The sequence below is a fragment of the Paenibacillus lactis genome, assembly GCF_017873605.1.
GTDB lineage: Bacteria > Bacillota > Bacilli > Paenibacillales > Paenibacillaceae > Paenibacillus_AQ > Paenibacillus_AQ lactis.
The window spans coordinates 352386-374119 of record NZ_JAGGKI010000002.1 but is presented as its reverse complement, the minus strand read 5'-3'; the positions used below and the strand labels follow the sequence as shown (position 1 = coordinate 374119).

Annotated in this window: 17 protein-coding genes; 13 read left to right on the top strand and 4 right to left on the bottom strand. The window is 52.6% G+C overall.

The features are described 5' to 3' along the window. Positions 1-27 precede the first annotated feature (27 nt). Complete coding sequence (locus tag J2Z18_RS04635) at positions 28-573, top strand: hypothetical protein (protein ID WP_138919333.1); 546 nt, start codon at positions 28-30, stop codon at positions 571-573. Positions 574-577: 4 nt separating this feature from the next. Here the strand turns inward: J2Z18_RS04635 and J2Z18_RS04630 are convergent, their stop codons facing one another. Together J2Z18_RS04630 and J2Z18_RS04625 are read right to left on the bottom strand one after the other, a co-directional pair. Beyond that, positions 578-1084, bottom strand: a complete 507-nt coding sequence (locus tag J2Z18_RS04630) for a hypothetical protein (RefSeq protein WP_007130640.1) — start codon at positions 1082-1084, stop codon at positions 578-580. 22 nt (positions 1085-1106) lie between these two features. After that, positions 1107-2072 carry a phosphotransferase enzyme family protein gene (locus tag J2Z18_RS04625; protein ID WP_210094235.1) on the bottom strand — a complete coding sequence of 322 codons (966 nt, stop codon included), beginning with the start codon at positions 2070-2072 and terminating at the stop codon, positions 1107-1109. Between the two features lie 292 nt (positions 2073-2364). Here J2Z18_RS04625 and J2Z18_RS04620 point away from each other — a divergent pair, with 292 nt between their 5' ends. Beyond that, entirely contained in the window at positions 2365-3603 is a 1239-nt protein-coding gene (locus J2Z18_RS04620; RefSeq protein WP_040738810.1) for a DUF4073 domain-containing protein, read from the top strand. 126 nt (positions 3604-3729) lie between these two features. On the opposite strand, the gene pgmB is transcribed toward J2Z18_RS04620, so the two are convergent. Then, positions 3730-4404, bottom strand: coding sequence for a beta-phosphoglucomutase (gene pgmB, locus J2Z18_RS04615; RefSeq protein WP_210094234.1), 675 nt, complete (start codon positions 4402-4404; stop codon positions 3730-3732). Between the two features lie 274 nt (positions 4405-4678). Further along, a complete protein-coding gene (locus J2Z18_RS04610) occupies positions 4679-6967 on the bottom strand; it encodes a glycoside hydrolase family 65 protein (RefSeq protein WP_007130636.1) in 2289 nt (762 codons plus the stop codon). Positions 6968-7078: 111 nt separating this feature from the next. Here J2Z18_RS04610 and J2Z18_RS04605 point away from each other — a divergent pair, with 111 nt between their 5' ends. The 11 genes from J2Z18_RS04605 (at position 7079) to J2Z18_RS04555 (ending at position 21664) form a co-directional block, all read left to right on the top strand. Further along, complete coding sequence (locus tag J2Z18_RS04605; protein ID WP_007130635.1) at positions 7079-7831, top strand: helix-turn-helix transcriptional regulator; 753 nt, start codon at positions 7079-7081, stop codon at positions 7829-7831. 17 nt (positions 7832-7848) lie between these two features. Beyond that, positions 7849-9651, top strand: coding sequence for a sensor histidine kinase (locus tag J2Z18_RS04600; RefSeq protein WP_040738808.1), 1803 nt, complete (start codon positions 7849-7851; stop codon positions 9649-9651). A 6-nt stretch (positions 9652-9657) separates the two neighbouring features. Next, the gene (locus J2Z18_RS04595) at positions 9658-11208 is read left to right on the top strand and encodes a response regulator (protein ID WP_007130633.1); all 1551 of its coding nucleotides are present in this window, start codon (positions 9658-9660) and stop codon (positions 11206-11208) included. 174 nt (positions 11209-11382) lie between these two features. Then, positions 11383-12621, top strand: a complete 1239-nt coding sequence (locus J2Z18_RS04590) for an ABC transporter substrate-binding protein (RefSeq protein ID WP_007130632.1) — start codon at positions 11383-11385, stop codon at positions 12619-12621. Positions 12622-12724: 103 nt separating this feature from the next. Continuing rightward, positions 12725-13669: a carbohydrate ABC transporter permease gene (locus tag J2Z18_RS04585; protein WP_007130631.1), complete on the top strand. Its 945-nt coding sequence runs from the start codon at positions 12725-12727 to the stop codon at positions 13667-13669. 5 nt (positions 13670-13674) lie between these two features. Further along, on the top strand, positions 13675-14499 hold the full coding sequence (locus J2Z18_RS04580) for a carbohydrate ABC transporter permease (RefSeq protein ID WP_007130630.1): 825 nt from the start codon (positions 13675-13677) through the stop codon (positions 14497-14499). Between the two features lie 49 nt (positions 14500-14548). Next, complete coding sequence (gene bglX / locus J2Z18_RS04575; RefSeq protein WP_007130629.1) at positions 14549-16657, top strand: beta-glucosidase BglX; 2109 nt, start codon at positions 14549-14551, stop codon at positions 16655-16657. Positions 16658-16690: 33 nt separating this feature from the next. Continuing rightward, complete coding sequence (locus J2Z18_RS04570) at positions 16691-18763, top strand: amylo-alpha-1,6-glucosidase (protein ID WP_007130628.1); 2073 nt, start codon at positions 16691-16693, stop codon at positions 18761-18763. 195 nt (positions 18764-18958) lie between these two features. Then, positions 18959-19429, top strand: coding sequence for a DinB family protein (locus J2Z18_RS04565; RefSeq protein ID WP_007130627.1), 471 nt, complete (start codon positions 18959-18961; stop codon positions 19427-19429). Positions 19430-20335: 906 nt separating this feature from the next. Next, on the top strand, positions 20336-20641 hold the full coding sequence (locus J2Z18_RS04560; RefSeq protein ID WP_007130626.1) for a DUF3139 domain-containing protein: 306 nt from the start codon (positions 20336-20338) through the stop codon (positions 20639-20641). A 240-nt stretch (positions 20642-20881) separates the two neighbouring features. After that, complete coding sequence (locus tag J2Z18_RS04555; protein ID WP_007130625.1) at positions 20882-21664, top strand: TrmB family transcriptional regulator; 783 nt, start codon at positions 20882-20884, stop codon at positions 21662-21664. Positions 21665-21734: the final 70 nt, after the last annotated feature.

The window sequence follows — 21734 nt, the reverse complement described above, 5'->3', positions numbered from 1 at the left end:
CGCAAAGAGCAAAAGGGGTGCATGATTTTGAAAGCGTTGAAGATGCTTACCCTTCTATGGGTTGCCCTATTCGCATTGGCAGGATGCTTCCAGGCGGAATCGAGGGGGCCTGTTACGAAGCAGGAAACCGAAGGGCGGGCTCAGGCTGATAACCCGATGGACTCATCCGCCGCGGGGGAGGCCACTGAGGTACGGTTTACGCTTGAGGATGTGGAAGAAGCATTGAAGGGGCAAGGGATCGACCTCCGCTCCAAGCACATCAGCCCGGACTGGGTGCTAAGTGGCGTGCAAGCCATGATGTATGCACTGGATGAGAACCAGCCGGAAGGCTCAGGCATCGAGGAGCGAATTTCGGTGTACATTTTTGATACGGAAGAAGAACGCATCCAAGGCCAGGCTGATTTCCATAAGCAGAAGGATGTGTATAATATGCAGGTCCCGAATGAACATGAGCTTGCGAACGTCCTGATTTTATACTGGCACCGGGAAAGCTTGGACGAGGCAGCCAATGCGAAATGGGAACAGGACATTAAGACCGCCCTGCCCTCAGCCTTTCTGTCAGTTGTCCACTAACACGCTATTCTTGAAAAAAACGCCCCATCGAGATATTCCTCTTGAAGGTCAGCCCCAGGTATCGATATTTCAGCTCGACTGCCCGGATCGGCTCATCGTGGAGTAGGCGTATCCCATAATTCAGCGGGATGCGGGGGCTTTGGTTCAGCGCGGCCTGCTTGTCTTCCGGGGAGAGGTCCGGATGGAGGGGCATGTCCCCGAGCCCGACAAACGCGATATCGGGATTGCCCTCCAGGTTGGAGCCGCCGACAAGGTGCAGCGAGTAGCTCACGCCAAGCTCTGCCTTAACCGGCCGGTGTCCGCCGTTGACGAGCACGTCCAGCAGCTGCACGTCCGCAATCCCTTCGTTCACCGCCTCGAAGATGATCGTATGCTCGTTGTCGACCGTCGTAAAGAAATCCGTCTTAATCGGTGTGGGGCGGAGATACAGCAGATAGAGCAAGGCGGCTGCGAGGAGCAGCCCCGCCGCAAGAAAGAGGGTCCGCCGTGTTCGCTTCGTGGTTGATTTCATTTTGAAATAGGTCCTGCTTTCCTTATCGATTATGATATCGGCAATGAACGACCGGAGTGCCGGCCTCGATATCGGCTTTCATCCCTGCGAGATACTTCCGGGTCCGTTCGTCGAGCTCATGCCAGTCAACGTATTTGGAGAAGTAGACGAAGGAGTATACGTTTCGAAAATCAATGAAAAAAGGAATCCGCTTGATCCAATCGGTGCTGAGCGGATGCTCCTGAAGATATCCGGTTAAGAGCGCATCGCAGAAGCGGGAGGCAAACTCGGCTTTTCTCGGGCCGGGAACGGTCTGTACCGCATGATAGATCGAGATCGCGATATCGTAAGCGTACCAGTGATAGCCAATGTCTCCGAAGTCGAAAAAGACGATGTCGCCGTCGTGGACATGGAAATTGCGATGATGCAGATCATTATGGACGATGCCGTAGCCTTGCGGATCTTGGGGGAGGGAGGACAGCTCCTTTAGATACTCCTTCCAACGGGTGTGCACCTTTTCGCCGGCGGCAGCCGGAAATTCATCCGTAAAGATCGGATGGCTGTTCCAATGGGCAAAGCCCATTTGGTGAAGGAGAGCGGCGGAACCGTGCTTGCCGAGCGCATGCATCCTGCCCAGACCGCGTCCCCAGCGCTCGATCACGGCAGCATCCGATTCCAGATCGGTTAACGGCCGGCCCGGGGCCATCGTAAAGGCGATCACATAAAATAACTGTCCGCCATGGGCTACCTCTTCGATAAGGAGTCCCTGATGTGAGGTTAACGATTCCGCGATGCGAAGCCCGTGTCCGGCCAGATGGGCCATCCAGGTCTGCTCCCGGATGATGTCAGCCTTCCGGTATTTGGCGGCATCCAGAAACTTTAATACGAAACGGGACCCATCCTCCCCGGCATACTCGAATACACTCTGATCAAATCCCCCCAGCAGCTTTAACGAATACGCCCCCTTGCCGAATTTCCCGGCACCTTGGTTCAAAACAGCCTGTTCCATCGATCATTCCCCTCTCTTCCGCTACTCTTCATAGATTCCCGCCCACGGCATAACCACTATCATATGATGGGAATCACTGTATCTATCAGTCTACTATTTTTTATTGTCGGATTGTCAAGTCAAGGTGGCGGCAACTCTTCTGAAAAGGCTTCCCGCTCATTATGTGAACGATTTACTTTAAGTGAATATTAGCTTAATATTTCCTGTTTACAATAAGAGAGAAGCATACATTAAAGCATACATTGTTTTGCGAAAGTATTCTGAAAATGAACATTACTAGGAGGAATTAATGATGAAGAAGCTGCTAACAAGTATTATGGCAACATCTATTTTTTTTAATATAGGTGCTGTTTCAGGATCCGCTCAAGCAAAACCGGATGAACATCTATTTTCGAAAAAACCAGGCCTTACCTTTGATGTCATTAGTGACATTCAAGGGGATTACGCTGACTTTAAGCATGTGCTTCATGATATGAAAGAGGTAAATCCTGCTTCGAAAGCATTAATCATTAATGGCGATATTACGGACCGAGGGTGGGATTTCGAATATCAAGCCGTACAACAAGTGTTAGATCGTAATCCTCACCCGGAAAATGTATGGTACAGCATAGGAAATCATGAATTTTATAAACCGAAATGGGCAACACCGAACAAATTAGCACAAGACACATGGCCTAATCATACACCGGAATCTGAAATGTTCCAAAATTTTTATAACTTTACTGGTGAGGAAAAAGTCTACCATAAAAAAGAGTTAGACGGATATCCGTTCCTTTTCTTGGGTACCGAAAAATATATGCACTATCATGATGAGTCTTTGTGGGATGAGGTTTATCTTAGCGATGAGCAGCTTGATTGGTTAAAGCAGAATCTTGAGGAATATTCAAAGAAAAAACCAAATAAACCGATCTTTCTCTTTAGTCATCATATCCTAAAGGATACGATTTCAGGCTCTAATCAATCGCCGTATACAGGTGACTACTTAGACCAGGCTAAATTAGAAGCAATCTTAAAGGATTATCCGCAAGTCATTCTTTTCACAAGCCACAGTCATTGGGATCTGAATCTTCCGGATTGGGCAGGTAAAAAGGTAGTAGAAGGTGGAGATCAACGTGGGTTTACCGTTGTGAACACAGCCGGGATTCAAGCGGGGTGGGCATCGGCAGGGCCTAATGGCGGTGAAGTTTCGACAGGCAATGATTTTAAACAGGGCCTCCAGGTTGAAGTGTACGGAAATGATGTGAAGATCAAGGCGTATGACTATAAAACAGATAAAGTTATTAAAGAGCTTGGTGTGCACAATGGTACTGTTGTTCAATTACCACCCGATGTAGTAGCAGATGACGAAAAAAATCAATTGATCGGTGCTACCCAATACATGGAATACTCTGTGAATGGGAAAAGTCGCTGGGTAGACTATGATCCGAAGAACCCTCCAACATTTGAAGGAAACCAAAATGTATTCGTTCGCCATAAAGGTGAGATGAACCTGGAAGACGGATTATCCAAAAAGGTGACTTTCAAAAAATAATATCTGCAATTCAAGTGTTATAAGAGAGAAAACGATTTAATCGACAACGGTGGCATTGGAATAAAAATGGGAGTGTCCGAAAGAACGCCAGACTCTTTCGAGAACACTCCCATACTTATTTCAAAGCTACCCTTCAAACGCTTGCTTCAGCTCGCGGAAGTCAAGCTGCGACGTGCTAGGCAGCACGATATCCGCATGCGGGAAATGCTCGGCCCGGCCGATCGCAACCGCGAACATGCCTGCGGCCTTGATGGCCTCCACGCCGGACGCAGCGTCCTCGACGCCGATGCAAGCGGCCGGATCGGCGCCAAGCTGGGCAGCCGCCGTCAGGAAAATCTCCGGGTCCGGCTTGTTGTTCTTCAGCTTCGTGACGTCAACGATGACGTCGAAGCGATCCATGACGCCAAGCCGGGTAAGGACGGCTACGGCGTTCTTGCTGGCCGAAGCGATGCCTGTCGCCAGGCCCGCCGCCCGGATAGCGGCGACGAAATCGGCGACGCCGGGAAGCAGATCGGCCGGCGTAATCGTCTCGATCAGCTCGACGTAGAGCTTATTTTTACGCTCCGCCAGCTGATGCAGCTCCTCGTCCGAATAGCTGACGGGCGTTTCCGCTTGGCTTAAGAGCAGCTTCAGGGAGTCTATGCGGGAGACGCCCTTCAGGTTCTCATTAAACTCGCGGGTGAAGGGAATGCCAAGCTCGGCGGCAATGGCTTTCCACGCCTGGTAATGATATTCGGCCGTATCGGTAATGACGCCGTCCAGGTCAAAGATGACGGCTTGAAGCGTTATTCCTTCGCTCATGGTTCATTTCTCCTTCTATCAACGGAAACATGTCTAAGTCATGTTCCCGATTATCACTTTTAAATAGTCTGGCAGCCGATAGGGGATGGACTTTCATGGACCTTCACCAGCAACATGCCGCGTCAATCCCGGCAATTTTGCGATGTGTACCCAGTATGCAATTTGTACCCAGTATGCGATTGTGCTTGGTACATGTCAGGTGAGATTCCCGGCGCATGCGTCGTACGAGCCGTGGACATCCAAGCCTCTGGCTGAGTTAAAACCCTTGAGCTGTTTAGCCTTTAAGCGGCCGTTTCACCGGCTGTCCGGAAGCCAGATCCACAAGCTCCTCATACAGCTTGATTTCGAGGGGTTCGCCTTCGACGAGCTCGATCGTCACACCTGATTTTTCAATCGATACGCCGATCAGCCGGCCCCGGAAGTTCAAGCGGAATGCATACTGCTCCCAATCCTTCGGTATGGCCGGAGAGAGGGACAGCCCGTTTTCCTTAATGCGCATCCCGGCAAATCCGTATACGATGGACATCCAGGTGCCGCCCATATTCGCCATATGCAGCCCGTCCTTCGTATTGCCGTGCGTGTTGTCCAGGTCCAGGCGCGCGGTTTCGATGAAATACTCGTACGCCTTGTCCATATTGCCGATCTTCGAAGCCATGATGCTGAAGATACAGGAGGACAGCGAAGAATCGTGCGTCGTGATGCCCTCGTAATAATCGTAGGAGCGGCGGATCGTCTCGAAATCCTGCTCGTCCTCCAGCAGGAAATGCGCCAGCACGGTGTCCGCCTGCTTGCACACCTGGTACCGGTAAATCGTCAGCGGATGGTAGTGCAGCAGCAGCGGATATTTGTCTTCCGGCGTGTTCTCGAAGTCCCATACCGCTTTGCGGAGGAACGTGTCATCCTGCGGATTGATCCCCAGCGTCTCGTCGTAAGGCAGCAGCATCGCGTCCGCAGCCTTGGCCCAAGCGGCGATTTCCGCATCGGTTACGCCGAGTCTGTCGCAGAGCGCTTTGTAGCCTTCCGCATCGTAATCTTGCAGGATCGAGCAGCTCTTGGCGGCCCACTTCAAGTTATGCTTCGCCATCACGTTGGTGTAATAGTTGTTGTTCACGCAGCAGGTATATTCATCCGGTCCCGTCACTTCATCGATGTGGAACGCCCCGTTGTAGTAATGGCCGATGTCCGCCCAGAGGCGGGCCGTCTCGATCAGCACCTCCGCACCGTAAGACAACAGGAAGTCCTGATCCTGTTCAGCCAGATAATACTGAATATAGCTGTAAGCGATATCGGCGCTGATATGGTACTGCGCGGTTCCCGATGGGAAGAACGAGGAGCATTCGGTTCCCGAAATGGTACGCCACGGGTACAGGGCCCCCTGTTTATGCCCCATCTCGCGGGCTCTTGCCCGTGCCTGGTCAAGCGCAGCGTAACGATACAGCAGAAGCTGGCGTGCGATGTCCGGCTGAGTCATCAGGAATACCGGGAACATGTAAATTTCCGTATCCCAGAAGTAATGCCCTTCGTATCCTTCGCCGCTGAGGCCTTTAGCCGAGATGTTGCTGTACTTGTCCCGACCGGCGGATTGCAGCAGCTGGAACAGATTGAACCGGATGCCCTCCTGAAGACGATCATCGTTACGAATCGTGACATCGGCGGACTTCCAGTAGTTGTCCAAATACCGGGTCTGCTCGGCGACCAGATCCTCGAACGACAGATCCTGCAGCCGCTCGTGGAGCCTGATGCCCTCCTCCACGAGATCCGAGCCATGACGCAGGCTGTCCGCGTACATATTGTATTTCGTCAAAGTAACCGGTCCGGAGAGCGGGAATGAAGCGGTGAACAGAACTTCGCCCGATCTGGCTTCCAGCTGCACCTGCGCCCCGGAGCCTTCCAGACGGTGACGCGTCACGCAAGCCGCACGCAGCTTGGAAGCCATCGTCTCGTCAATGACGTAGCCGTCCTGACCTCGAACGCCGGCATCGATCACGGTCATCCGCTCCGCATGACCGGCTCCGACCCGCGGATCGTTCGGGTTCGTGTAGTTTTTTACGTTACCGTTCACCGTCGAGACGATGCGTACCCGGCCGTTGAAATTGACCGGCTCCAGCTGGAGCTGGATCGCAAACAATTCGCGGCGGGTGAAGGACACCAGGCGCCGGAACGTCAATCGGATTTCTTTGCCGGACGGAGAAGTCCACTGCACCTTTCGCTCCGCATAGCCTTTATCCATGTGCAGATGGCGTTCATGGGCCGAAATCGTGCCGTGGTCCAGACGAAACGGCTCCGGCTCGTCGTCCAAGTAGACGAGAACGGTTTGAGCGTCGATATTGTTAACAAGCTTTTGCTGGGTATCGGGAAAGGCGAACAGTTTCTCGCCGTATGGAATTTCAATGATATCGTGAAAAGCATTCAGATAGGTTCCGCGAATGGTCGACATGGACGGGCCATATCCCTCCTCGAAGTTGCCCCGGACGCCGAGGTAACCGTTTCCAAGCGCGAACAGGCTCTCCATATTGAGCAGTGCCTGCTGTGATAATTCGGAATTTGAAATCTTCCAAGTCATCGTGTACACTTCCTCCCTAGCAAGGTTATGTTTGAATTTTAGAGCCAAAAAGGGTTATATTATACTAAAATATTCAGATTTTTATCAATATTTTTAGGTGGTGTGCAAATAATGAAGGAGCTGTCCCGGCCGGCAAACCCGCCCTTTGTTTTGTCTTCCCGGATGCAGTATTTACGCGACAATTTTATCCATCCGCCGTTCGATTACGAGCATGAGCTGCTGGAAGCGATCCGATTCGGCGACGAGGCCAAAGCGATGGATATGCTGCGCAAGATCAATGAGCTCGAGGCCGCGGTCTTGGCCAGCTATCCGCTCCGCTCCAAGAAGAACGCGCTGATTGCCTCTTGTACGTTATTTACCCGGGCGATTATTAAGGGCGGCGTCGATCCGGAGACGGCCTTTCATCTCAGCGACACGCTTATTTTGGAAATCGAGAAGATCGGCGATGTGGAGCGTCTCGTCGCATTCGAATACGAGATGCTGGTGCAGTTCGTCTCGATGATCCGCAAGGAGAAGGAAGAGCTGACGTACTCGCATATTGTGAACCTGGCGATCTATTATATTCGCGAGCATATTTTTCAAGAGCTGTCCCTGCAGGGAATCGCGGACCATCTGGGCGTTCACCCGAGCTACCTGTCCGACCGCTTCAAGCGGGAGACCGGCATGCCGCTGACCTCGTATATTAACCGGAGAAAGGTGGAGGAATCCAAGCATCTGCTTGTGTACACGAATCAGTCCATCTCCGAAATCGCATTCACGTTCAAGTTCTGCAGCCAGAGCTATTATACGCAGGTGTTCCGAAATTTTACGGGGATGACGCCGCGCCAGTTCCGGTTAAGCGGAGCCAAATCCATATCGACATGAAGAAAGAGACCTCTAGCATGAACAGACTAAAACAGAAAATGCTGGATTTAAGCCTGGAGCATAAGCTGATCGCCGCTTTCTCCTGCTTCATCATTGTGCCGCTCATTCTGATCGGCGGGATCGTATCCTGGGTATATGTGGACAACAACCGTACAACGATGATTGATGCGGCCGTGGAGAACAATAAACAGATCGTCAAAAATATCGATACATCCCTTCAGCCCCTGCTGCGGCTGTCAATGTTCCCGATCCAGGACTCGACGGTGTATCAGATCATGCGCAAGGATTACGCCAAAATCGAGTATCCCCTGCTGGAACGCGGCCAGGATTTCGACAAAGTGAACGGCTTGATCCAGAGCGGCATCATGCTATATTCTGATCTGATCGATTCGGTGGTCATTTATCATGAGAACAGCAAGTCGATCATCGGCCGCAGCAACCGGGAATATATGAATGCTGCTTATTTCAGGGACCGATTCACCGAGGAGCCGTTTGTCCGGAAGATCCGGGAGGCGTATGGACTCTTTGTGCCAATCGGCATACACAAGGAGGAGCTGCTGTCCGCCAAGGGCGTGCCGGTCGTATCGGTAGGCCGGGCCATTATGGACCCCTATACGAAGGAGGACCTCGGCTTTATCCTGTTTAACATTTCGGTGGACAAGCTGAAGACGCTGTGGAGCGATACGGCCTTTTCGGAAAACACGAGCTTTTACCTTATCGATGAAGCCGACCGGATCGTTCACAGCATGAATGCGGAAGAGATCGGGCTGCCGGCTTCCGAGGTGCTTGGCAGCGAGTTTCAATATCATAAGGACGGCAAGGTGAACACGCAGATTGCCCGGGACACCTATATCATTTCTTCCGGTTCCTCGCTGGCGAATTGGAAGGCCGTCACCGTCATTCCGAAGAAGGACCTGTTCTCGATCGTGTACCTGATGGTAGCGGTTTTGATCGGCGTCCTCATCTTGCTTCTGGTGCTCTCGATCCTGATCTCCGCCCGAATCGCGACCACGATCATGAAGCCGCTGGCGGTGCTCAACAGCAAGATGAAGCTGGTATCCCAAGGGCAGCTGAACGTAAGCCTGGATACGAAGCAGCGTGGGGAGATCGGCGTCATCAACAACACGGTCGACCAAATGCTCAAGGAGATCCGGGAGCTGATCGAGCGAATCTACGTGGAGGAGGAGGAGAAGCGGAAGCTGGAAATGAATGCGCTCCAGTCGCAGATCCGCCCGCATTTTATCTATAATACGCTGAACGTGATTAAGTGGATGGCCAAAATCCAGGGCGCTGCGGGCATCGAAGAAGCGCTGCAGGCGTTCTCGTCCGTCATCAAGTTCACGGTAAAGAAGGAAGGGAACTACGTTACCATTGCCGAGGAGGTCGAATTCATGGAGAATTACACCAAAATCCTCGATTTTCGGTACTTTAATACCTTCGATGTCACGTATGAGGTCGATCCGGCCGTTATGAAATATAGGACGCTGAAGTTTCTATTGCAGCCGCTAGTGGAAAATGCAGTGTTTCACGGATTCGAAGGCATTGACTATAAAGGCCACCTGATCATCGCTATTTATGAGGATCAAGGAGCGCTTGTCATGAAGGTCGAGGATAACGGACGGGGCTTCCCGGAGGACGGGCAGCCCAAGAAGGAACAGAACGGGCCAAGGGATGGCTTCAACTCGATCGGATTGAACAATATTCGTAACCGGATATCCCTTCACTTCGGTCCGGAATACGGGCTTTGGATCCAGCGAAGGGAGCAAGGCGGAACGGTGGCATGGATCCGCGTTCCGATCATCACAGAAGAAGCAGGGTGATAGCAAGTGCGGATACTTATCGTGGATGACGAGCCGCTCGTTCGGATCGGCATCAAGTCAGCAATCGACTGGGAAGCTCAGGGTGTGCAGATCGTCGGAGAGGCCGGTGACGGAGAGGAGGCGCTGCAGCAAATTGCGGACAAGGACCCGGATGTGGTGCTCCTCGACATCAAAATGCCCAAGCTGGACGGCATTGAGGTGCTTCGCAGGGTTCGTGAGCAGCAGCTGCCGGTTCAGATCGTGGTGCTTAGCAGCTTCGACGATATAGCTTATGTGAAGGAAGCTTTGAAGCTTGGGGCTTTCGATTACTTCCATAAACCGGATATGAACGAACGCGAGCTGACAGCGATGCTTCGGAGCATCCGGGAGCAGCTTGGAACAAGCGGGACGCCTGCCCCGCCGACCGTGGTGACGCAAGGCAGCCGGAAGGAACAGCTGCTGTATGAGGCCCTCGAAGGCAAGGTGCAGGACCTGTCCGAAACGAGTCTTGAGGAAGGGAATATGTATATCGTTCTCTTTAAAATCAAAAACTATCGCACAGTCATTCAGCGATATACGAAAGAAACCGAATCGGTGCTCCCCAGCACCGTTCAAAATGTGGTGCGCGAGATGCTCTCCAAAGAGAAGGAGGTCGAATACCTGCAGCTAGACGTCCAGCATAGCTGCGTATTCATCAGCAACAGCGAGCATAAGAGTCTGCTCGCATCCCTAAACCGCGTAAACAAATTGGTGCAGATGATCAGCTCGGCCCTGAAGCGGTTCGTGAACATCGATATCGTGCTGGGCGTCAGCGATTGGTTCGAAGGCTACAGCGCCATTCCTGCAGGCTATGAGCAGGCGGCTAAAGCGCTGTCCCATCATTTTTACCATCCTGATACGTCCATCTTCTATTATCAGCATCTGCGGCTGCAGGGGGAGAGCGCGCTGAAGCAGGCGGATGCCTATGTGAGCCAGATGAAGTCGGCGCTGCGGGAAGAGGAGAATGAACGTTTTCTGGAGCTGCTGTCCCGCTGGGAGGCGTTCTTGGAGCAGGAGGAGTGCATGGAGGAGCGGGATGTCCGCAAAGTGTACGAAGGCTTGCTGTTCATGATCGGCGGGGACGACGGCAAAGTTGAATCAGGGGCGGAGCACAGCGGAGGCTTCGAGGATATCGAGGATTTCCGGGGACTGGCCGCGGGCTACCGGAAGCTGTTCGAGGACCGTCTCAAGCAGCGCCAGCGACTGTTGAATAAAGGCTACAGCCAGCTTACGCGCAGCATTATGGAATATATCGAGGAGCATTATGCCGAGAGCCTTTCCCTGAAATTGTTCGGGGAGCTGCTGCATGTCAGCCCGAATTACGTCAGCCGGCTGTTCAAGCAGGAGGTTGGCCAAGGGCTGTTCGACTATATTAATGAGCTCCGGATTGAGAAAGCGAAGAGACTGCTTCGGGACTATCGATACAAAATATATGATGTCGCCGAGATGGTGGGATTTCATAATCAGGCCCATTTTGCGATTGTATTTCAGAAATACACAGGCTTATCTCCTAAGCAATATAGGAAAGAAGAAGTGTGATTTTAGAGAAGAAAGTGTAATTTCTCATAAAATCGTTTCTCTCGTGCAAGATATCTATAAAAAAATAGTCAATATTAAAAAATTAATCATCATTTGATTAATTTTTTTTATTCTTCGGACTCCTTATCATGAATGTGTAAGGTTTAACGAAACGAAACATAGGGGGTAGCAACCATGGGTAAAGTGAACAAGAAGATTTCCGCCATGCTGGTATTATGCCTGGCTCTTGTTGTCGCGTTAACCGCTTGCGGCGGCAATAAAAGCGCTGACAATAAAGAAGGAGCATCCGGAGAGAAAGTGACCGTAAACTTCGGCTTCTGGGGTACGGCGCAGGATTTGGAGATCTACCAGAAAGCAGCCGATACCATTTCCGAGAAATATCCCGAGATCGAGCTGAAGATCAAGCAGTATCCGAGCAGCGAGCAGTTCTGGAATACGTTGCCCGGCGAAATTGCGGCAGGCGTAGCGCCTGACTTTATTAAGATGTCCAATGAAGGCGCATACGAGTACATCAACAAAGGCCTGTTCACGCCGATTGATGATCTGGTTCAAGCGACGGGCGTTGACATGGGCCGTTTCCCGGATACCTCGAAGAAGATCTGGAATGTTGACGGCAAGCAGTACGGCATTCCGAACAGCGACATGCCGGCCATGTTCTTCATTAACGAGCAGATGTGGAAGGACGCCGGTCTTGGCGATTACCCAACCACATGGGACGAAGTGATCGAAGCGGCGAAAGTGCTGAACAAAGGCAATGTAAAAGGCATTATCGTCAATCTGGACGCATTCCATATTACGAACTACGTGAAAAGCTTCGGCGGCGGATGGGGCAACGGCAAGACCATCAACTCCCCTGAAAACGTAAAAGCGCTGGAATTGATCATCGACATGTACAACCAAGGCATCGCGGTTACTCCGAAATCCGCCGGCTTCGGCTGGGACGGCGAAGTGTTCGCGAACAGCCTGGGTGCTATGAGCACCGGCGGATATTGGTATAAAGGCTACCTGAAGGACGCCAACCCGGATATGAAATACGTTGCGATTCCGGTTCCGAAAGGCACAACGAACGGCAGCACCATGAGCTCCGACGCTTATATGGTGCTGAAGGATGCCAAGAACAAGGAGGCCGCACTGAAGGCCGCTTATTACATGACCAATGACGACACGCAAACCGCATTCATGGATCTTGGCTTCAATCCTGCCGTGTCGTCGCTGTCCGAGAAATACTTCGAGAAAAATCCGGAGTTCAAGGCGCTTCAGCCGGCGCTGGAATACAGCACCGACTATGGCTATCCGACCGATACCAAGCGCTTCACGGATGAACTGGTGAAAGAGCTGGAAGGCCTTGTGCTTGGCGGTTCCGGTAAGACGGCTCAGCAAATTCTCGACGATATTCAGAGCCAGTTCCAATAAGAAAAACAGGCAACAACCTGCTCCCGCTCCTTGATATCAGGGAGGCGGGAGCCTTTATTTTGCATGAGCGATTCAATTCTAGCATGGGAGTGGGGGATAACTTATGTCCGAATACAGCAGCAAGCATGTCGGCGCGAAGGGCGGCAAGATCAAGCAGTCCTGGCTGCGTTCGCTGGCCGACTCCGACAAGACACTCGGCTGGTTGTTTACGCTGCCCTTTTTGATTTTGTGGGCTTGGTGGTTTTTATATCCGTTTATCCAATCCTTCGTGAGAAGCTTCCAGGACGCCAATTTTGCGGCACTGGACCAGGCCAAATTCATCGGCCTCGAGAACTATACGGCGATTCTTCACGATAAGGAGTTTTTCCGGGCGCTGCTGCATTCCTTGGAGATCGTGGTCATTTCGATCCCGATCCAAACGCTGCTCGGGCTGCTTTTGGCCATCCTCGTGAACCAGAAGCTGAAGGGCAAGGGGATTTTCCGTACGGTGTTTTTCCTGCCGTATATCACCTCGCAGATCGCCATTACGACCGTTTTCATGATGATGTTTAAGCAAGGGACCTTTCTGACCGATTTCTTCGGCGTTTTGGGCTTCGGGAACGTCACCTGGTTTGCGGATACCCGCTATGCGCTTCTGTTCGTCTGCATCCTGTTCATTTTCCAGCAGGCAGGCTTCACGATGATCGTGTATCTGTCCGGCCTGCAGGAAATACCGAAGGATCTGTACGAGGCCGGCGAGATCGACGGCGCTTCAAAATGGAACAAGTTCCGCTATATCACCGTGCCTTATCTGAAGCCGATCACCTTCTTTATCGTGTCGGTATCCACTATCGCCGGCTTCCAGATTTACGACCAGATCGCGGCGATTTCGCGTTACGGCGCACTCGGCTCGCCGGCGGGAGCGACCAGCACGGTGGTGACGTACTTCTACCAGCACGGGATCCGTTACATGAACATCGGATACGGAAGCGCGGCGGTCGTACTGTTCTTTATCATTATTATGCTGATCACGTACCTGCAAAAAAAATTCCTGGATGAGAAGGAGTGAGAGCAATGAAGACCCGCATAAACAGCAATCGGCCGTTTCTGTATATCGGCACGATCATTCTGGGGCTTTTATTCGCCCTTCCTTTTCTCTATACGATTTATACGTCCGTCATTCCGATGCGGTATGTCAATACGCTGACGTCGCCGGCCAACTGGACGTTCGAAAATTTCAAGGTATTCTTCACAAACGATGCGTACAACGTGCCAAGATGGTTTCTGAATACGGTCATCATGACCGGCGCCGTCGTTCTGGGCAACCTCGTCATTAACCCGATGGCCGGCTTTGCGCTTGCCAAGCTGAATTTCCGCGGGAAAGGCCTGATTTACTGGATCGTGGTGGCTACGATGATGGTGCCTTATCACATGATTCTGATCCCGGTATATGTGAACGTGGCGCAGCTTGGATGGCTGAACACGTTCTGGGGCTTGACGGTGCCGTTCTTGTATCAAGGGTTGTATATCTTCATGCTCCGGCAGTTCTTTATCTCGGTTCCGAATGAATTTCTGGAAGCCGCCCGCATCGACGGCTTGACGAAGATGGGCGCCTTCTGGCGGATCGTCTATCCGCTGGCGCGCTCTTCCCTGATCACGATGTCGATTCTTGCGTTTGCGGGCACCTGGAACAGCTATTTGATTCCGAGCACGCTCGCCAATACGCCGGAGATGTACGTGCTAGTCGTCGGCCTGAACAGCGTGAAGGACATGTTCTTCGAGAATACACCGATGATCATGGCGGGCGTCGTGCTGTCGACGCTGCCGATCATCCTGTTCTTCTTCCTGTTCCAGCGCCAATATATTGAAGGCATCTCGAATGCCGGCGTCAAAGGCTAGATTGCTGATTGTTGATCGCTAAGTAGACATACGTTGAGGAGGGAGCTGCATGGATCAAGCAGAACAGCGAGCGCGGGAGCTGTTAGCCCGGATGACGCTGGCCGAGAAGATCGGCCAGACGGTACAATACGGCCGCTGCGAGGAACGGGAGAGGCAGCTGGTCGCCGAGGGGCGGATCGGGTCTTTGCTGAACGTTCACGGGGCGAAGAAAATAAATGAATTGCAGCGTCTGGCAGTGGAGCAAAGCCGCCTCGGCATCCCGCTGTTGATCGGCGACGATGTCATTCACGGCTTCCGGACCATCTTTCCGATCCCGCTTGGCGAAGCCGCCAGCTGGGATCCCGAAGCGATGGAGAAGAATGCCCGCATCGCGGCGAGGGAGGCGGCGGCCGAAGGCATCCGCTGGACCTTTGCCCCGATGGTGGATATTACGCGCGATCCCCGGTGGGGACGCATCGCGGAGAGCACGGGCGAAGATGTGTATTTGTCTTCTCTGGCTGCCGCGGCGAAGGTCAAGGGATTCCAGAGCCCGAACGAGTCCGGATATCCGGCCGTGGCTGCCTGCGTGAAGCACTTCGCCGGGTACGGCTTTGTCGAGGGCGGAAGAGATTACGATACGACGGATATGTCGGAACGGACGCTGCGGGAGACGGTGCTTCCGCCGTTTGCGCACGGCATTCGGGCCGGCGCCATGTCGGTGATGAGCGCATTCAGCGAGCTGAACGGCGTGCCTGCATCGGGCAGCCGGTACTTGCTGCGGGATATTCTGAAGGAGGAGTGGGCCTTTGACGGCATCGTGGTCAGCGACTGGGAGTCGATTGAGGAGCTGATTCATCACGGCTACGCGGAGGACCGTAGAGATTCGGCGCTGAAAGGCTTGGCGGCAGGCGTCGATATGGATATGCATTCCGGCGTCTATCTCGATCATCTGGAGTCCATCATTGCGGAGCATCCCGAGATGATGGAGCTGCTGGATGATGCCGTGCTTCGCATTCTGAAAGTGAAATTCCGGCTCGGCTTATTCGAGAATCCTTATGTAAGCGAGGACGATCCGGAGGAAATCGGCATTCCTGCCGCTCATCTGGAGCAGGCCCGGGACAGCGCACGCAAATCGATCGTGCTGCTTCAGAACGATGACGGCATCCTGCCGCTGGATACCGGCCGATTCAAGAAGCTGGCCCTGATCGGGCCGCTGGCCGACGATCGCCACAATACGATGGGCTGCTGGGCGTGGAAGGGCCGCGACGAGGACGTTGTTACCGTATGGGATGCCTTCCAATCCGAGCTGGCTCCGGATACGCAGGTGTTCCATGAACCGGGCAGCGGCATTTTGGAGGAACTTCCCGGAGGGATCGATCGTGCCGTGGACCTGGCAGGGCGCTGTGACGTCGCGGTCGTGGTCGTCGGGGAATCGGAGCCGATGACCGGGGAGCATTACAATGTGGCGTCCATTACGCTCCCGGCGTGCCAAGAGCGGCTGATCCGGGAGCTGAAGAGCCGGACCTTCACGCCCGTCGTGGTCATCCTGATGAACGGTCGCCCGCTCGCGGCGCCATGGCTGCACGAGCTGGCGGATGCGGTCATCGAGGCATGGCACCCGGGGACGGCTGCGGGGTATGCCGTGGTCGATGTGTTGACCGGGGCGCACAACCCGAGCGGCCGCCTGCCGGTAACCGTTCCGCGGGCAACCGGACAAATTCCGATGTATTACAATCGGAAGAATACGGGACGTCCGCATTTGTACGAGGATTACATCGATTGCGACGATTCGCCTTTGTACCCGTTCGGGTACGGCCTCAGCTATACGACGTTTGAATATGCGGATCTGGCGCTGGACAAGCCTGTAATCGGCAAGGACGAGAGCGCGAATTTGTCTGTGAGAATCAGGAACACCGGCAAGCGCGCCGGCGAAGAGACCGTGCAGCTGTACATTCGCGATCTGGTGGCCAGCTCTACCCGTCCCGTCCGGGAGCTGAAGGGCTTCAGCAAGGTGTTTCTTGAGCCAGGAGAGAGCCGTGTCGTCCATTTTGCGCTTGGGCCGGATGAGCTCGGGCTTCTCGACGAACGGATGGCGTTCACGGTTGAGCCCGGGAAGTTTCATATTTGGGTCGGGCCGCATTCGGAGGAAGGGCTGCGTACGGAGCTCACCGTGATTTGAAACGCCGTAAGGGCGATAAAAGGGGGATGAATGATGGATTATCGCGTAATTAAGGAAGGGGATCTGTTCTTTCTGACGGGGTTGAATGGGGATATGGCTCCTGGGGATGATCAGGGTCACGGTTTATATACGAAGGATACGCGCTTCTTAAGCCGCATGGAGGCGTTCATTGACGGGGAGAGGCCTTCCCTGTTGTCCTCCGCCGGGGATAAGAGCTACATCGCTTCCTTCCGCTTGATGAAGGATTCCAAGGATGAGGGAGCGATCGAGCTGCACCGGGAGCGGTTTATTTACGGCGGGATCCTCTACGAGCGCTGCACGCTCACCAACTATTTTATCGATGCCCGGAACGTTGAGTTTTCGGTCGCATTCGATGCCGATTTCCAGGATATGTTCCTGGTTCGGAAATACCGCACCGGGGACGTTGGCCGCATGGAAGAAGCAAGCGCCAAAGACCGGGAGCTGACACTGTCTTATATGGGCGCGGATAGCCAAAGACGCAAGACGCGCATTTCCTGGGATGCCGAGGGCGGCAAGGCGCATGGAAGCGGAACGATTACGTTCCCGATGTTCTTGAAACCGAAGGAACAGCGGGTGGTCACCTTCTTCATTGCGCCGATCACGGAGGAGCACGCGGAGCCGGAGCCGCTGTCTTATGACGAGGGGCTGAGGAAGCTGGAGGCTTCCTATGCGCAGTGGTACGCAAACAGCACGCGGGTGAAATCCGACTCTGCCGTGTTCAGCGGATTGTTCGAGCGAGGTCTGCAGGATTTGCGCATGCTGACCCTGGACGTCGGCTTCGGCGACACGACGGTGGCCGGACTGCCATGGTTCGCGGTTCCATTCGGCCGGGACAGCCTGATCACCGCCCTGTTCATGCTGCCGGTGAATCCGCAGCTGGCCAAGGGAACCCTGAAGACGCTGGCCTCCAATCAAGGGGAGAAGACGGATCCTTGGCGAGACGAGCAGCCGGGAAAAATCATGCACGAGATTCGTTACGGCGAGCTGGTTACGACCGGGCAATCGCCGTTCTCTCCTTATTATGGCACGATCGATTCCACTCCGCTGTTTCTTGCCCTGATCGGAGAATATTACCGCTGGACGGGCGATTTGTCTCTCGCGGGGGAGCTGAAGCCGAACATGCTGCGGGCGCTTGATTATATCAATGCTGCCTTGGAAGCGGGGAACGGCTTCATGGCCTACAAGCAGGAAGCCGAGAAGGGCTTCCCAAACCAAGGCTGGAAGGATTCAGCGAACTCCATCATCCATGAGCATGGGGAATATGCGGAGTCGCCCATCGCATTGTCCGAGGTGCAAGGATATGTATATCAGGCGAAGAAATCGCTCGTCCCCGTGTTCGCTGACATGGGCGAGCACGAGCTGGCCCGCAAGCTCGAAGAGGAGGCCGAGGAGCTCCGCGCAAGATTCGAGGCGGCGTTCTGGATGGAGGATCAGCAGTGCTACGCGATTGCGCTGGATAAGGAGCAGCGTCAGGTGCGAAGCGTAACCTCGAATCCCGGGCATCTGCTCATGAGCGGGCTCCCTGAAGCCGGGCGGGCCGCAGCCCAGTCCAAGCGGATGCTGAAGGACGACATGTTCAGCGGATACGGCATCCGTACGATGAGCACAGGCTCCACGGGCTACTATCCGATGAGCTATCACAACGGCAGCGTGTGGCCGCACGATAACGGGATGATTCTGCTTGGGCTGGGCAAGCAGGGCTTCAAGGAAGAGGCCGGCAAGGTCATTTCCGGACTGCTCAAGGCCTCGGAGCACTTCGAGTACCAGCGCCTCCCGGAGCTGTTCTGTGGGAATGATGCGGGGCTCGGTTATCCGGTGCCTTATCCGACGACCTGTTCGCCGCAGGCATGGGCGGCCGGCACGTCGATCGCTTTTCTGCAGGCGATGCTCGGATTGTACCCCGATGCGCCTAAGAAGGAAATCGCGTTGTCACCGTTCCTGCCGGAGGGCATGAACGAGCTGAAGGCCGAGCGGATCGCGATCGGTAATGGCCATCTGTCGGTCAGCGTAACGCGTGATGCCGGCGGAGCATCCTTCAACGTGAAGGTGCTTGAAAATACGACCGGCTATACGCTGGTCGGATAGATAATATGAACAGCACGACAGCACGACAACACGAACAGCAAATACACGGACAACAACCTGGTTCTCTCGCTTCAAAGAGAACCAGGTTGTTTTTTATTGAAAATACAGGAACATGTGTTCTATAATATAGAGCGGAGTTTTAAACTACATACCCCAAGCATGCTGAACGACAACCTAAGATAGGAGAGAACGGGAATGAATACCTTTTGTACATATGCGCTGCACCAGATCGAAGTGGCGGTGCTGTCGGTCGTGGCGATTATTGACAAGCTAACAGAGGAGGATCTGCTCGTCAGGCCAACGGCGGACAAGCATTCCGTCGGCGAGCTGCTGAAGCATATCGCGGTCATCTGCAGGGCCGACTTCCTTATATCCGGCGGGGCGACGCAGGAAGAGATGAGCGCTTATTACGCCGGCGTGTCGCTGAATAACCTGAAGGATATCCAGGCTGAATTGTTAACGAGCTATTCGTATCTGGCGCAGGCATTTCATGATATGGACGACGAAGAACTGCATCGGGAGGTAACGTCCTATTGGGGCGCAACCTATACCCGTTACGAGTGGCTGCTTGAGATTCTGGCCCACCTGTACCATCACCGGGGACAGCTGCATGCGATGCTGGTCCACTGCAATGGCAAAGACCCGAAGGTGCCGCTGTTCGAGTAAGATATTGGCATCAAAGAACCGCTCCCGAGATGCGATAGGAGCGGTTTTTTGTTTAGGCTTAGGCCAAGGTGCTGTTATTTGAATATGAAGGCACAGGAGTGGCTGGAAACGGAGGGAGACATTAGCTGCATTTTTCCCAACGGGGGGATCAGTTGTTAGTGCTGAGAGTCTTACTTCTGAGGAGAGTATCAATCTTTATAACATAGAAGTTAATGATAACACGGACAGTAGCGAAGATATTTCAATCCAAAATGATAGCGAATTAATTGAACCATTTGCGGAGATTGGGCCTACATATCCCGGTACTAATGTTCCAATGCGAATCGGAGATGTCCTCTATTCGACAAAAACGCTTGGCTTTAGTTCACAGATTGTGGGGCATACTGGAATTGTAAATTCAAATTATAAAGTGGTCCACGTAACATTACCTGTGAATGGTGGGACCGTAGATAACATGTCAGGTTATATGAGTAGACATGGCAAAGGAGAAACTATCAAAGTCTATAGACCTATTAATGGTATGGGGGTTGAGGCTGCCAAATGGGCAACATACAACTATAAGTATGTGACAAAATACGAAATTGAACCATACGCAAAGAAGAGCACACTCTCTCCACTCCAAACTATTGTTCGAAATTTGTATGGCAGGCATTCTATTACGGGGAAGGAATAGATCTATTGGATCTTGGTAATACCCCCGATCTAAGAGGATTTATTACTCCATCAATGGTAATAAATGCTCCTAATTTGGTATATGTAACTCAATTTACAGCACAATAATTTATACTAGAAACTGCCATTGTGCAGTTTTTCTTTTTAAGATTATCGGAGCTTTACAAAGTATGATAAAGTGTTATGAGATTTTCAATTTGACAACTTAGATTTTCGTAAGGGAGGATGTTAATAGTGAAAAAAACCTTGGCTATTTTTGTGATAGTAATTGTGTTAATTATAGGAGGCGGTTATGCAGCACTACAATACAAATACAATGCACTAGAAAAGAGCTTAAAGAACCATTTATTTAATGTAGAAGGCTACGCTGAATCTGATATCATCAGTATTAAGGCGAAACTAAGTGGTATGCCTAAATTCCCTGTTTACGTAATATTCGCCGACGATCCAAATACTAAATATATTTTTACTGATAGAGATACAGGAGAATGGACACAATTAGATCCTAAAACACCGCAGCGTTTAAATGTAAAGAATTGAAGTTTGATCTAAACCACTGATCTTGATAAAATCAGTGGTTTTTATATTAGACTACTTATCGAGGTTATAGCCTATTGCTAGATAGCGTTAAAGAGATGCCTATATCATGGCTAATTAATTTTGCGGATTAGAGTTCCTCATCACAATTGGAATGGCTGATAAAATGAAAGGATTGACAACATACCTCCTCAACAGTAGTATTATTGAATAATACTAATAATAGCGTGAAGGAGCGTTACGATGATTGATGAGCTGCGAAGCATCGGGCTGTCGGATTTGGAGGCGCGAATTTACCTTGCCCTGCACGAATCCCCCGAAATGTCGGGATATGAAGTAGCCAAGCGGGTGTCGGTATCCCGTTCGAACGTTTATGCGGCCCTGCGGGCGATGACGGATAAGGGGGTGTGCCGAACGATCGAGGCGGATCCCGTGTTATATGATGCGGTGCCGATCGGTCAGGTGGTGAAGACGCTGAAAACCCAATTCGATCAAAATGCACGTATGCTGCTTGAGGAGCTGAACGCGCCGCCGAAGTCCTCGCCGTCGTTCTACAGCTGGAAGGGGGATCAGGCGCTGCGCAAAGCCATTGACCGTCTGGCGGCAAACGCCGAGAAGAGCATTGTCGTTGATCTATGGTCCGAAGACGTCCACTGGATGAGCGAGGCGCTGTCTGAGGCCGAACGGCGCGGCGTCCGAGTTGTCGCGATTGTCATCGGAGAATCCGGGCTCTCCCTGAAGCATGTCATCGAGCATAAGCGGAGCGAGATATGGCAGCAGGCGCAGTCCAGAAAATTCTCGATGCTGTGCGATTCGAAGTCGGCATTAATCGGAAGCTTCGGCCGGTCTCTCCGATTAACGGCGCTTGAAACCGATCATCCTTCCATAATTGAACTGCTTCAGAACGGTCTATATCACGATCTGGTGATGGAGCGGATTGAGGAGGATTTCGCCGCCGAGCTTTCGGATCAATACGGCAGCGATTATGAACGGATTATCAGCCCGTTTCGGGAGCTGCTGGAATAGAGTAGCGGGAGACCGCTTCTTTTTGCGAAAATATTAGTAGTATTCAAAAATACTATCCTGAGGAGTGGAC